The sequence below is a fragment of the Frankia sp. BMG5.60 genome, from assembly GCF_059428125.1.
Window position 1 is genome coordinate 5,089,938 of record NZ_CM182091.1, and the last position, 13,839, is coordinate 5,103,776.

The following is a 13,839-nucleotide window of genomic DNA, read 5'->3' on the forward strand; positions in this document are numbered from 1 at the left end:
CAGTCCAATCCCGATCGCCTGCGGGGTGAGCTGTCGGGTGCGGGCTGGGATGGCCCGGCCGGTTCGCCCAGGTCCTTCGGTGATGCGTGGGAAACGTTCTCCCCACCGGATTGGCTGGGACGAGCCTGCTTAACCCCAAGGGCGTCTGGGACGCCCGAATGGTGGGTCCCCCACTCCTGCCCGTTGCGGTGCGACTAGTACGGGCCGCTCGCACGTCGGGCAGGACTCGGCGTCCGTCCGAGCGACCTCGCCGGGTGGCGAGTGATCGGCACTCTAGCGAGAACGGTCCAAGGGGCGCAAACCGGGGTGGTTCGGAGTAACCAGGTTGGGACGCGCGAACGGCGGAGCCCGACGGTGCCGCCCGATCGGGCGGCGGGGTGTGCCGCCGGCGCCGCGGGGTATCACCACGGCGGACGGCGGCATCCGGTGCGGAGTTGGTGGCCGACCGGCCCGTTTCGGAACGCGCAGCGGAGATCGTCCGGGCGTCCGGGCGGGCCGGTCGGGGCGAGTCGGTGAGCTCCCCTGGCCGGTGTCACCGGGGTGGGAAGGTCGTCCGGGAGCCGTGACGCGCGTCCCCGCGTCGCGGGCCGGATGGACTACGTGCGGATGGTGCCGTTCGGCGGCGCAGCGGTCGGCCGGATGGCTACTGCGCGTGAGGTGGCGCTCAGCCGAAGGTGGCGTGCCAGGTCGCCGGGCCGACGATGCCGTCGACGGCCAGACCGTGGGAGCCCTGGAAGGCGCGGGCGGCGGCGGCCGAGCGTGGCCCGAAGTGTCCGTCCACCGCGATCGGGTAACCGAGCTGGCTCATCCGGGTCTGCCAGGCGCGCACGTCGGCGCGATCCTGCCCGACCAGCGCGGCCGTGAGGTTGCGGGTGAAATGCGGGGTGGTGGCCGCGGCGGTGCTGACGGTCAGCGGGGCCCGCGCCGCCGAGCGCGACGCCTGCGCCGCGCCGCTGGCCGACGAGCCGCCCGCGAGCTGGTCGGCGCCCATGCCGCGACCGCAGACCGGCCACTGGCCGAAGCCCGAGCGCTGGGCGAGCCGGAGGGCGGCCTCGTCCTGGACCGCCGGGGACGCCTGGTGTGGCAGGCCGGCATAGCCGAGGCTGTGCCAGGTGCTGGCCGAGAACTGGAATGCGCCGTAGTAGCCGTTGCCGGTGTTGGTCGTGTAGTCACCGCCGGACTCGCACTGCCGCAGACCCGCCCAGGTTTGCGCCTCGGCCGGCTGGCTGACCGCAAGGGTGCCGCCGACCGCCGCCGCGAGAACCGGAGCAACCATGAGGGCCCGCGCCCGGATACGGGTGCCGGCGCTCCATTGTCGGCCACTGGTACGTGCGTCGGACATATGTTTGTGGTCCTTCCCCACGCCTGCGAGGTGAGCTGTCGGATTCGGGCTGGGAACTGCCCGGCCATGCCAGGGATTCCTGGGGACGCGCGCTCGCACCGAAAGACCCTGGTGCGTCCGTCACTCACGGCTTCACCCCGAGAGCATCGAATCCCTTCGACGCTCGGAGATGGTTCCCCCGTTCCTGCCGCCCGGTCTGGAGAAATCGTCGGCCGGGGGCAGGATTCGGCGTGCCGCCCGACGAATGCCAGACGTTGTCGTCGGGCACGGCGAAGACCATAACCACGCCGGCCGGCGAGTCGCCAAGCATTGAATAGCTCACGTGAAAAAGAGCACAGTCGGCGCGCCTGCTTGAGTGCCCGTGGGGTGACTGGTACCGCGCGTGCGCGCCCGCTCATCAACCTGGCGTTATCGCGGGCGGGGGTATTTGTGGCCGGCTGATCACCCTGTTTGCCGATGGGTGATGGCGAGCAGAGCGTGGTGAATCACGCCGAATGGGTGACCTGCGGGGAAGCAATATCGACTGTGTTCCGACGCACCGGATGGGCGCAATGGTCCGCTTACCCTGGTTCGTCCCGGGCAGCGTACCTGTGTGAGAAAAACTACGGAAACCTGGTGGTGACTTACGACCTTGTCATTCGGGTGCGTGACGCGTCCGGCCGGGCACGCAGCGGCGCAGCGACGCACGGAGGCCCAGGTCTCCGGGGAGGATGTCCTGGTTGGGCACTCGGGGCGTCCGATGCGGCCGCACGTCCGTCTCGTGTGGGTCGATCTGGCCGAAACATGCTGCTGATAAGCGTGACCGGGCAACGGACCCGAGGCGGACCACTCGGCGAAAGACAGTGGTCCCCCAGTCGCGTGACGCAACCGGGGGACCGTGGGTGCCCGCATGATACGGGACATCGTCGGGACGATCGATGGTGTGGATCTGCCGGATGTCCGTTCTGTGCCGGTCGCTCCGTCCCGACCGCGAGGGCCGGCTGGAACCCGCGCGGCCGTGGGAATGGTTGCCGATGTGCGCCGGGGCCGGGCTGGGCGATCTGCCGTTCGGGCCGGTGGATTCGAGGAAAAGCGCCCGAACGGCCGGCCCGACCGCATGTGTGCCCGGATCGGTCCGGGCGGTGCCCGGCGGCACACACCCGGACGACGATCGCCGGGTGTGATCCTCCGGGTCGGGAGGGTCGCGGTCGGGCCGGGCTCGGGAGTGAGCGGTGGCTATGCCCTGCTGAGGGACCGACCGGCCGAGCGGAGGTCCTCGCACGCCTGGGCCACCCGGGCCGCCATGCCGCTTTCGGCAAGCTTTCCGTAGGTGCGCGGGTCGTATGCCTTCTTCGCCCCGACCTCGCCGTCCACCTTGAGTACCCCGTCATAGTTCTTGAAGACGTGGTCCACGATGGGACGCGTGAACGCGTACTGGGTGTCGGTGTCCACATTCATCTTCACGACCCCGTAGTCCAGGGTCTCCCGGATCTCGCTGAGGTCCGAGCCGCTACCGCCGTGGAAGACGAGGTCGAACGGCTTCGATCCGGCCGGCAGACCCAGCTTCTGGGCGACGTGATCCTGGCCCTCGCGAAGAATTGTCGGGCGAAGCTTGACGTTTCCCGGCTTGTAGACCCCGTGCACGTTGCCGAAGGTCGCGGCCAGCAGGTAACGGCCCTTCTCGCCCGAACCGAGGACTTCGGCGGTCCGCCACATGTCGCCCGGCGTCGTGTAGAGCTTCTCGTCGATCGCGCCGACGACGCCGTCCTCCTCGCCGCCGACGACGCCGATCTCGACCTCAAGAACGATCTTCGCGGCGGCGGCGTCGGCGAGTAGCTCCTCCGCGATCTTGAGGTTCTCCTCGAGCTCGACGGCCGAGCCGTCCCACATGTGGGACTGGAACAGCGGCTCGCGGCCGGCGGCGACCCGCTCCTTCGAGATCGCGATGAGCGGCCGGATGTAGGTGTCGAGCTTGTCCGCCGGGCAGTGGTCGGTGTGCAGCGCGATGGTGACCGGGTACGCCTTCGCGACGTGGTGGGCATACTCGGCCAGGGCCTCCGCGCCCAGGACCATGTTCTTCACCGTCGAACCGGACAGGTACTCCGCCCCGCCGGTGGAGACCTGCACGATTCCGTCGCTGCCCGCCTCGGCGAATCCCCGCAGGGCGGCGTTGAGGGTCTGCGACGAGGTGACGTTGATCGCGGGGTAGGCGAAGGACTCTGACTTCGCCCGGTCGAGCATCTGGGCGTAGGTCTCTGGGGTGGCGATGGGCATCGGTGGGGCTCCTTGTCGAAGCTGTCGGGGCGCCGATCAGCCATGGACGGCGGCGCTGAGCAGCCCGATAGGGCCGGCAGGCCGCCGTTGGACTGTTGGTGGGCGAAGGGTATGACGGCTCGCCCCGTCGGGGTGGTCGGATGCGGCCGACGTCGCCGGGACAAAGTCGGTTACCGACACGGCGTCGGTGCGCATTGCCTGTTCGGCGGGACGCCGAGGGGCGCCGGGCGTCGCGACCAGGGGCAGGGGATGGGATGGCCCGGACGGGTGTGGTCCGTCGGCAGGCCCGGGACGCCGACTGCGGCGACGCGCCCGCCGCCCGGCCGGGGCCGCCCGGCACACTGGTCACGTGGACGTCGGCAGCCTGTCCGGGACGACGCTGTACATCGTCCTGTTCGCGATGATTTTCACCGAGAGCGGGATCCTGATCGGGTTCTGGCTTCCCGGTGACACGATCCTGTTCGCGGCCGGCCTGGTCGCCGCGGATGCCGGCGCGGACGTCTCCATCTATGTCCTGTCCGTGGGGGTCGCCCTCGCGGCCAGCGCCGGCGCCGCCGCGGGCTACTACACCGGGCACCGGTTGGGGCGGCCCTTCCTGGAGCGCCGCTACGCCCCGGCCCTGGCCCGGACGGAGGAGTTCTACCGGCGGTTCGGGGCGGTCACCCTGGTAGCCGCCCGGTTCGTCCCGTGGGCGCGGACGTTCGCCCCGGTCCTGGCCGGGGCCGTGGCCATGCCGTGGCACCGGTTCCTCGTCGCCGTGGTGTCCGGCGCGGTGGTGTGGGGGACCGGGCTGATCCTGCTGGGCTACGCGGCCTCCGCCATCCCTGGCCTGCGCGACGCCACGGGCTGGCTCGCGCTGGTGGTGGTGGTCGCCTCCGTCCTGGCGGGGGTCGGGGGCGAGCTGCTGCGCCGCCGCACCGCCCGGGGCCGGGCCACCCGCGGGGAGTCGGCCCCCGGACCCACCGCCGACCGGGGGCCGGTGAGTGATGACCTCCACCCGGATGACGGTTCGCCGGCGGCACCGGCGGCGGCACCGGCACCGGCGGCGGTGCCGACGGCGGAACCGGACCCCTCCCCCGCCTCGGCGACCGATCGGGACCGGTGACCGGCGGGTCTCCGCCGCAGGTCTTCGACCGTTCGTCGCGATTCGTCGCCGGAGGACGCCGGTGTTGTCCCTTCGTGCCCCCTGTGGCCGGGCCGCTGCCCTGGTCGATCCGGCGGGTAATCTCCACCACATCGCTACCAGATCACATCGGGTAGGCACTGGGCGTTGATGATGGTAGTTCCTGACTACGCCTAGCTAGCCTTGATCGATCCAGGCACGAGGTCCGGGGGCTGACCGAGCGAAGGGTTCGATGCAGCGCACGCGTAATCGTCACCGGGCGCCCCGGCGCCCGGCGCTGCCCGCGTGCGGTGCGGCGGCGGGCGTCCTACTGGCCACGCTCGCGCTCGCGCTGTGGGTCACGGGCCGCGCCGGCACCGCCACCGGGGGACTCGCCATCCGCACTGCCGGCGCCACGTCGGCGGCCGAGGGGTCGTCCATGGGGAACCCCGCCGGCGCGGCCGCGGGCCAGGCCGTCCCGCGCACCCTCACCGCGGCGCGCACGCCGGCCCGAGCGCTGGCGGCGCCCATCGGCGGCGCCGCCGAGTCGCCGTCGTCGCAGCGGCCCGGACCGGGTGCGCCGGGAACGGCCTCCGCGGGCGCCGTCGGTCTGACCGCGCCCGGCCAGCCGGCCGCCCGGGCCCGGCTGATCGCCGACGTGATCGCGGCCACGAACCGGGCGCGGCGGGCGGCGGGCTGCCCGGACCTGGTGGCCGATCCGGTGCTGACGGCGGCGGCCTGGGCGCACAGCGTCGACATGGCGGTGTCCGGCTACTTCCGCCACGACAGCCCCGACGGCCGTAGCCCGTTCGACCGGATGGCGGCGGCGGGCTTCGACTACTCCGTCGCCGCGGAGAACATCGCCGCCGGACAGCGCGGCGCCGCCGAGGTCGTCCGGGACTGGATGGAAAGCCCCGAGCACCGGTCGAACATCCTCACCTGCTCGCTGACGCGGATCGGCGTCGGCCTCGCGACGGGCGGGACCTACGGCTACTACTGGACGCAGGACTTCGCGACCCCCGAAACGGGCCCCTGACACGAACGGCCGGTCTGGCCCGGGATGTGCCGCCCGCCCTCGGCACCGGCGGATTCCGGTTTCGGGCGTGGAGGGGGCCGGCCGGCCGGGTCGACTCGCGCCGATGGTCCGCAGCCGCGGGCCGGTCGATCCCGTAGGGTCGGGACGTCGTCGCCGACGGCAGCGAGGGCGGCACGGCCGGCGGAGCGGACCGCGGCAATCGCGACAGGACCGTCGACGCGGGTGACCCGAGCGTGGGTGACCCGGGTAGGAGGAGTGGGCCGTGGTTCGGGCGGTGGTCACCGGCGCGGCCGGGTTTCTGGGCGGAGCGATTGCGCATGCCCTGCGCAGGCAGGGCGCCGACGTCGTCGCATTGGATGTCCGGCGCGCGCCCGGCGTGGTGCAGGCCGACATCAGTCGGCCGGGTGGGTGGGAGCGGGCGCTCGACGGCGCCGAACTGGTCATCCACGCGGCCGCCGTGGGGACCGGCGGCGTCGCGGAGCTCACCCCGGTGCGCCCGGGGCGCGCCGGGGCGCCGCTGCGGGTTCCCGGCGCCGAGGTCCGGCGGGTGACGCTCGGCGGTACCGCCGCCCTGCTCGACGCGGCCGCGCGCGCCGGGGTCGCGCGTTTCCTGCACCTGTCCTGCGTGGACGTGTTGTCGGGGGTGGCGCCGCGCGACGGCGAACGGGCCGAGGCCGGCCTGGTGGGCGGGCCGCTGGTGGACGAGACCGCCCCGGTGGGCCTCACCGGCGACGTGCGGGCCGACGCGCTCGCCGCCGCCGAGCAGGCGGTGGGTGCGGCCGCGGCACACGGGCTCGGTGCCACCGTGGTGCGCATCGGCGACGCCTACGGTCCCCGCGCGGGGCGCTGGACGCTGTGGCCGGTGCTGCTCATGCGGGCCGGCCGGTTCGTGCTGGTGGACGGCGGCCGTGGGGTCCTCAGCCCGGTCCACGTCGACGACGTGGTCGCGGCGGTGACGGCGGTCGCCGCCGCGGACCGCGCCGCGGTCGCCGGCGAGGTGCTGCACGTCACCGGGGGCGAGCAGGTCAGCGCCGCCGAGTTCTTCGGGTACTACAGCCGGATGCTGGACCTGCCCTCGCCGCGGTCCGTGCCGGGCCGGCTGCTCGGGGCCGTGGACGCGTGGGACCGGGTGCGGGCACTCGGCGCGGGGCTGGCGGCACCGAGGTCGCCGGCGGCGGCGGGCGGTGTGCCGGGCAGCGGTGTGCAAGGCGGCGGTGTGCAAGGTAGCGGTGTGCAAGGTAGCGGTGTGCCCGCCGCGACGGAGCCGGAGCCCTCCGGGACCGCGACGGCGGCCCCGCCCGGTGTCGCCCCGCCGCCGCCCGTGCCGGGCCGCCCCGCCGGAGCCCTGGTCCGCGGCCTCGGCGCGCGGCTCGTGGCCGGCGTCGACCCACGCGCCCGGGTGGATCTCGGCGCGCTCGGCGTGCGCGAACTGACCCGGGACGCCGGCTTCTCCATCACCCGGATCGGCAGTCTGGCCGGCTGGTCGCCCGCCGTGCCACTCGCCGACGGCATGGACCGCACCGAGTCGTGGCTGCGGGAACGGGGCCTGCTCGGTGTCCGGGAACCGTCCCGCCGTGGGTGAAGGGCCCACCCTCACCACCCCCCGGCTGCTCGCCCTGCCGCTGACCATCTGGAACGCCGGCTACGTCGCAGAGGAGCTCGCGCCGGCGTTGGCGTTCACGGCGGTGGTCGCCCGGTCCGGCGGGCGCGGCGGGGACGGGGTCGGCCCCTACGGCGGGATCGTCGGCACGGATCCGCACGCCGCCGCCCCGGATCCCCTCGACCCGGCCGGGTCGCTGCGCCGCGAGCTGCGTCGCCGGGCCGGCGCCGGGCGGTCGGTGCTGACCTGGGTGCTGCGGCGAAGGTCGGGGCCGGCGGCCGTCGGCCTGGTCGCCGCGGACACTCACGGCCGCCGCGCCGTGGTCGGGGTGTCGATCGTGCTCGGCTGCCGGCGCGAGGGCTACGCGACCGAGGCCGTCCGCGCGGTCGCCGGCTGGTTCGAGTACCGCGGCGCCCTGGTGGAGACGAGGATTCGCCGCGGTGACGGGATCGGAAAGCGCCTGGGGCAGGCGACCTCGTTCGTGCCCACCCCCGTCCTGATAGCCGACTGGTGGCGGATCTGGCTGCGCCCGCCCACGGATTGATCGCCCTCGGCGTCACGCACCGTCACGTGGCCCGGTTGGGCGCCGCCCGGCACGGTGTCACCGCGGCCGTCCGGCGTTCCCCGTGCCCGGACCGGCCCGTTTCCTGGTCGCCGGACCAAAAGTGCCTGCCCAGCGTTGATGGATGGGGCTGTGCAATGTTGTGTGGGCGTTGCCGCGACGGTGGCCTCCTGTCAGCCAGACGACAACCGGCTTCTCGTAATTTCGGCGGCAGAGGGCGAGCGGTGGACACGCCGCGCGGGCAGCCCCCTGTTCAGACCGTGATGCCCTGGGGCACCATGTAAAGCGATGTCGCGACCGTTGGCCGACGGGCTGAGTGAGGGCGGGGCGTCCGGGGCGGTCCGTGGGAGGTCCGTCTCGCGTCCGGGGAGGGGAGCCCGAACGGTTCGGCGCTACCTGCGCCTGGGAGGTCAGCAGCATGAGCGTGGATACCCCTCGGGGGACACCGGCCGGAGTCAGGCCGGGGGAGGTCACCTACGACCACCTGATCATTCCGTCGCACTGGCGGCGGTCCAACGAGTCCACGCCGGGCGCGCCCAACGCGTTGTTTCCACCCGATGGCGGCGCGCCGGGCCAGCAGGTCCCGCCGCCGATCAATCCGACGACCGGGGCGATGACCGGTCCCCTGCTCGTCGGGACCACGGCGCGGGCCTTCGCCAAGCTGGATGACCTGATCCGGCTCAGCGCCGAGGACAAGGCCGTGATCGCCGCCCGGCGGGACGAGGCGGAGCGGGCGCTGCGGGCGATCTTCCCGCCCCGGTGCGCACTGCCGCTGGTCGGCGTCGCGACGATCGGCTCGGCCGGCCGGGACACCATGATCCAGCCGCTGGACGAGGTCGACATCTTCGCCGTCTTCTCCGCCGCGAACAGCGCGTGGAAGCGGTTCCGCTGGGACTCGCGCGACCTGGTGCTCTGCGTGCGCAACGCGATCGGCGGCGAGCGGATCCAGACGATCGGCAGCCGCGGCCAGGCGCTGCGCATCGTCTACGACTCGCCGCCCGACGTGCACCTCGTCCCGGCGTTCGACCACCCCCGAGCCGGCTACGTCATGCCCGACCGGGTCGGCGGCTGGCTGCCGACCCGCCCGGAGCGGCACACGAGCTGGACCGCGGACCTCGGCCCCCGGGTGATCTCGGCGGTGCGCCTGCTCAAGGCGTGGAACCGGGTGTGCGGCAGCCACCTGCGCTCGTTCCACATCGAGGCGCTCGCCGGGCAGGTCCTCGCCGGTCGCGGGCTCAACACCCGGCAGGGCCTGGCCGAGGTCTTCCGCCACATGGACGAGGTCGGCCTGGTCGCGGCGGATCCGGCGGACGTCGGCGGTGACCTGTCCGCCTACCTGCGCCCCGAGGACGTCGAAGCGCTCGCGGAGACCATCCGGCTCGCCCGGATCTACTCGGCGAAGGCGGTCGACGCGGAGCAGGCCGGGGACCACGAGGAGGCCGTGGCCCTCTGGGGCTCGGTGTTCGGCCCGGAGTTCCCGACCTTCGGCTGACCCGCCCCGGCCGCCGGCCCCCACGTCCCCGGTCCCCACGTCCCCGGTCCCCACGTCCCCGGTCCCCACGTCCCCGGTCCCCACGTCACCGGTCCGCGGGGCCGGGTTCTGGCAGGCGAGGCGTCAGGTCATCCACCGGTCCGGCACGGCCGCGCGGCGCCCCAGCCGGGACCGCTCGGCCTGGGCGGCGACGATCCGTAGCGCCTCGGCCCGGTCGCGCAGGCCGGCACGCACCCGCACCGGTCCGCCGGTGGTGTCCAGGTGCACGTCGGCGAGGCGCAGCACCCGGGCCAGCGGGTTCGCCACCAGGCGGATGCTCTGCACCTTGCCGTGCGGGATCAGATCGGTGTAGCGGCGCAGCAGCCCGTGACGCGCGACGAAAGCCACGTCGTCGGCGCCGCAGGACAGCACCCGCCAGTGGATCGGGGCGAGCAGCGCGGCCCGTCGCGGCGGGCGCGCCAACTCGACCGCGGCCACGTCCACCCCGGGCAGCAGCTTGCCGATCAGCTCCAGCGCCTCGTCCCGGCGGGCGACCGGAAGCAGGACCGACGGACCGCCGCCGGCCACGTTCATCCGGATGGTCACCCAGCCGCACGGGCGCCACAGCAACGGCTCCCCGACGCTGATCGCCTGGACCCGCCCCGGCGGGACGGTGGCGTGGGCGCGTTCGAGCAACCCGCTGTCGATGCGCAGCCCGTCCGGCGACTCGGACACGGCGTACGGGTAGCCGGCGGCGAAGATCCGGAAGGTGGTGTGCCAGAGCCAGCCGAGCAGCGGGATCGCGCCCAGGACGCCGGCGCGGGTGCCGGTGAGCAGCGACGGCGTGGCGATGGCCGCCGCCCCGAACAACGCCGCCCACGGTGCGGGCGACAGGGCGATCGCGGCGATCAGCCGCCTCGGCGGCACCTCGGCAAGGGGATGGAACGGTGCCTCGCCGGCGTCGGGGGCGAGCCCGGCCGCGGTGGCGAGCAGCTCGGCGCGCAACCGGTGAGCATGCCCGATCGACAGGTACCGCAGGTCGGACCCGGAGTCGCCGCCGTCGGCGTCGGACCGTTCCCGGCGTTCCCGGCGTTCCCGGCCCGCCAGGTCCAGGCGCAGGATCGCCAGCCCGATCATCCGGGCGAGCAGCGGCTGGACGATGTCCACCGACTGCAGCCGGTCCAGCCGGACGTAGCGGGTGCGCCGGACCAGCAGACCGGTGTCCAGCCGCAGGCCGTCGCGATCGAGCCGGTAGCGGGTGAACCGCCAGGCACAGTAGCCGTAGGTGCCGGCGGCCGGGATCAGGAAGATCAGAGTGAGGCCGATGGCCCGGGCGGTGACGTCCTCGGCGAGGTTGCGCCCGACGGTCGCGGCGAACGCGGCGACGATCACCCAGCCGCGCAGGAACGGCGTGAGGGGATGCAGCCGGTGGAACCCGTCCGGCGCGGCCACCGGCGCGGCGTCCCGCTCGGTGGTCTTCCGCTCGGTGGTCTCCCGCTCGGTGGTCACAGTCCGGCCGACCGGGCTTCGCCGCGTTCCGTGAGGGCGTCGCGCAGCCGGGCGGCCTCCTGCGGGGGCAACCCCGGGATGACGGCATCGCTGGCCGCCGCCGCGGTGTGCAGTTGCACCTTGGCGATGCCGAAGCGCCGGGCGAGCGGTCCGGCGGTCACGTCGACGAGCTGCATCCGTCCGTAGGGCACCACGACCAGGCGGCGCACCAGGATGCCCCGGCTGATCAGCAGATCGTCCTCCCGCTCGGCGTAGCGCCAGGCCCGCCAGCCCGCGCCGATGGATCGCCAGGCTGCGGCGGCCGCCAGCAGCGGGGCGGCGGTGAGCAGGACCCAGGGCCAGCCGCCGACCGAGAGCGAGATCAGCAGGGTGAGCGCCGCCGCCGGGACGACCCCGAGGACCAGCAGCGTCCGTCGCAGCCGCCGCAGCTCCGGCGGCAGGACCCGCCACTGTTCGGGATCCGGCAGGAGAGCGTCGGGCATGCCGCAACGATAAGTCGCGCCTCGGATACGTCCGACCGGAATGGGCCGAGTGGATCGCGGCGGTCCAGGTGACCGGCGAGGATCTCGCCCCGTTCGGGCGGCCGCGGGCGTCCGCGGGCCTAGACGGGATGGCGCGGTGTCCGCGGGCGCGGCGGCGGTGCTGGCGCGCTGGGGGACACCGCCGGGGGCGTGCCGCCGGCGGTGTCGTCCGGGCGCGCCAACCGGCTGGGCCACCAGATGGGCCGGCCGATGTCCAGCGTCAACGCGGGCACGAGGATCGACCGCACGATCAGGGTGTCGAGCAGGACGCCGAACGCGACCACGAAGCCGACCTCGGCGAGCTGGACGAGCGGAAAGATGATCAGCGCGGAGAAGGTGGCGGCGAGCACGACGCCCGCGGAGGTGATGACGCCGCCGGTGACGGCCAGCGCGTGCAGCACGCCGGGCCGCGGACCGATCCGCGCGGCCTCCTCGCGGACCCGGGTCATCAGGAAGATGTTGTAGTCCACGCCGAGCGCGACCAGGAAGATGAAGGCCAGCAGCGGCAGCGAGGGGTCGGCGCCGGGAAAGCCGAAGATCCAGCGGTAGGCGACCGCGCTCCCGCCGAGCGCGGCGAGGTAGGACAGCACCACCGTCGCCATGAGTACCAGCGGGGCGACGATCGCGCGCAGCAGGAACATCAGCACCACGAGCACGACCGCGAGGACCAGCGGGATGATCACCTGGCGGTCTCGCACCGCCGCGTGCCGCACGTCGAGGTTCACCGCCGTGTTCCCCCCGACGAGCGCGCCCGCGCCCGGCACCCGGTGCACCCGGGATCGCAGCTCGCGCACGGCGTCGAACGACTCCGGGCTGTCCGGCTGGTCGCTCAGGACGACGACGAACTGCACCCGGTCGCCGGCGCGGCCGGCCTCGGCCACCCCCGCCACCCCCGGCGTAGCCCGGATCACGGCACCGACCTGGGGCGCCGCCCGCGCGGCGGCGATGACGTACGTCGGCGCCGCGACGCCCGGCGGGAAGTCCGCGGAGATCAGCTCGATGCCGCGCACCGACTCCACCCGGTGCCGGAAGCCCTCGTCCTGCCGCAGCGACGTGTCCATCGCCAGCAGGCCGACGATGAGCACGCCCAGCGCCAACGAGGTCCCCACCCACACCGTCCGCGGGTGCCGGTCGATCGCCTCGCCGATCCTGACCCAACGTCCCGGCTCCTCGGCGAGGTCGAACTCGGTGAGATCCTCGTGGCCGGGGGCGGTGGGCGCGGCCAGCGCGTTGTCGTGGGCGGCCCGCGCCGCCGGCCCCCGTCGGGCCGTGTCGGTGACGGGGGGATGCTCCCCGAACCGGGGGATCATCGGCCAGAACAGCCGGCGTCCGCAGAGCACCATCGCCGCCGGCAGCAGCGTGGTCATCGTCACCAGGGCGGTCGAGATGCCGATCGCGCCGACCGGCCCGAGCCCGCGGTCGGAGGCCAGCACCCCGAACAGCAGGCAGAGCATCCCGATGACGACGGTGCCGGCGGAGGCCAGGATCGCGGGGCCGGCGTGCCCCATCGCCTCGCGCATGGCACGGCGCGGATCTCGGTGGCGGGTGAGTTCCTCCCGATAGCGGGCGATGAGCAACAGGGCGTAGTCCGTGCCGGCCCCGAAGACGAGCACCCGCAGGATGCCCGAACTCTGCCCGTTGACGGTCAGCCCGCCGTGCCGGGCGAGCAGGCTGACGATCCCGGCCGCGGTCTGGTCGGCGATACCGACCGACACCAGGGGGACCAGCCACAGCAGCGGGCTGCGGTAGACCATCAGCAGGATCACGGCGACGATTCCGGCGGTGACGAGCAGAAGCCGGCTCTCGATCGTCCTGAACATCTGGAAGGCGTCGGCGACCAGCCCCGCCGGCCCCGTGATCGCGGTCTCGGTCCCGGCGGGGGCGATCCGGGCGGCGATCCGGCGCATCTCGCGGACGTTGTCCGTGAACCGGGCGGCGTCGTCGAGCTGGGCAAGGGGGACGGTGAGGATCAGCGAGCGGCCGTTGGGGGAGACGACGGGCCCGAGGATCGGCCCGGCGGCGAAGGGACGCAGCGCCCCACCGATGGCGGTGGCGGCGGCCCGGTCTGCCGGGGTCAGGCCCGCCGGCCTGGTCATGACGACGACGGCCGGTACCGCGTCCTGGCCGGGGAAGTGGCGCTGCGCCGCGAGCAGACGGGTCGACTCGGCGTCCGCCGGGAGGAACGCGCTCGCGTCGTTCTTCTGGGCGTCGGCGAGGCGGAACGCCATCGGGCTGGCCGCCGCGCCGATCGCGAGCCAGATGACGATGACCAGCCAGGCGGAGCGGCGTCCGATCACCCACGACACGACCCGCCAGCCCCCTCCTCGGCAGTGCTGCGCCCCGTCCACCGGCAGGCGGCGCCGGACGGTGACCACCGTGGCGCCGTCGCGATCTCCTGGCTCACCCGGCGTCGCGGCCCTGACGGAATCGTCGCAGCTCCGCG

10 protein-coding genes and 2 riboswitches are annotated in these 13,839 nt (G+C 73.9%); of the genes, 5 read left to right on the forward strand and 5 right to left on the reverse strand.

Features of this window, described 5'->3' with window-relative positions:
* Positions 1-201: riboswitch (cyclic di-AMP (ydaO/yuaA leader) on the reverse strand.
* Between the two features lie 463 nt (positions 202-664).
* On the reverse strand, positions 665-1,342 hold the full coding sequence (locus tag AC5R91_RS20950) for a transglycosylase family protein (protein ID WP_495393029.1): 678 nt from the start codon (positions 1,340-1,342) through the stop codon (positions 665-667).
* A gap of 19 nt (positions 1,343-1,361) precedes the next feature.
* Positions 1,362-1,573: riboswitch (cyclic di-AMP (ydaO/yuaA leader) on the reverse strand.
* Positions 1,574-2,557: 984 nt separating this feature from the next.
* The gene (gene fbaA / locus AC5R91_RS20955) at positions 2,558-3,595 is read right to left on the reverse strand and encodes a class II fructose-bisphosphate aldolase (RefSeq protein ID WP_011607692.1); all 1,038 of its coding nucleotides are present in this window, start codon (positions 3,593-3,595) and stop codon (positions 2,558-2,560) included.
* A gap of 349 nt (positions 3,596-3,944) precedes the next feature.
* On the opposite strand from fbaA, the gene AC5R91_RS20960 reads away from it, so the two are divergent.
* From AC5R91_RS20960 to AC5R91_RS20980, 5 genes are all read left to right on the forward strand, one after another.
* Positions 3,945-4,700, forward strand: a complete 756-nt coding sequence (locus tag AC5R91_RS20960; protein ID WP_495393030.1) for a DedA family protein — start codon at positions 3,945-3,947, stop codon at positions 4,698-4,700.
* A gap of 250 nt (positions 4,701-4,950) precedes the next feature.
* Positions 4,951-5,733 (forward strand): CAP domain-containing protein, encoded by a 783-nt coding sequence (locus AC5R91_RS20965; protein ID WP_495393031.1) that lies wholly within the window; start codon positions 4,951-4,953, stop codon positions 5,731-5,733.
* A gap of 262 nt (positions 5,734-5,995) precedes the next feature.
* A complete protein-coding gene (locus AC5R91_RS20970; protein WP_495393032.1) occupies positions 5,996-7,315 on the forward strand; it encodes an NAD-dependent epimerase/dehydratase family protein in 1,320 nt (439 codons plus the stop codon).
* Positions 7,308-7,877, forward strand: a complete 570-nt coding sequence (locus tag AC5R91_RS20975; protein ID WP_495393033.1) for a GNAT family N-acetyltransferase — start codon at positions 7,308-7,310, stop codon at positions 7,875-7,877. The genes AC5R91_RS20970 and AC5R91_RS20975 overlap by 8 nt, the downstream gene beginning before the upstream one ends.
* Before the next feature lie 436 nt (positions 7,878-8,313).
* Positions 8,314-9,387 carry an SMODS domain-containing nucleotidyltransferase gene (locus AC5R91_RS20980; RefSeq protein WP_495393035.1) on the forward strand — a complete coding sequence of 358 codons (1,074 nt, stop codon included), beginning with the start codon at positions 8,314-8,316 and terminating at the stop codon, positions 9,385-9,387.
* Positions 9,388-9,510: 123 nt separating this feature from the next.
* Here AC5R91_RS20980 and AC5R91_RS20985 read toward each other — a convergent pair whose 3' ends face one another.
* From AC5R91_RS20985 to AC5R91_RS20995, 3 genes are all read right to left on the reverse strand, one after another.
* Positions 9,511-10,875 (reverse strand): PH domain-containing protein, encoded by a 1,365-nt coding sequence (locus AC5R91_RS20985; RefSeq protein WP_495393036.1) that lies wholly within the window; start codon positions 10,873-10,875, stop codon positions 9,511-9,513.
* A complete protein-coding gene (locus tag AC5R91_RS20990) occupies positions 10,872-11,357 on the reverse strand; it encodes a PH domain-containing protein (protein WP_495393037.1) in 486 nt (161 codons plus the stop codon). Before AC5R91_RS20990 ends, AC5R91_RS20985 begins: the two co-directional genes overlap by 4 nt.
* A 119-nt stretch (positions 11,358-11,476) precedes the next feature.
* The gene (locus AC5R91_RS20995; protein WP_495398020.1) at positions 11,477-13,702 is read right to left on the reverse strand and encodes an MMPL family transporter; all 2,226 of its coding nucleotides are present in this window, start codon (positions 13,700-13,702) and stop codon (positions 11,477-11,479) included.
* Positions 13,703-13,839 lie beyond the last annotated feature (137 nt).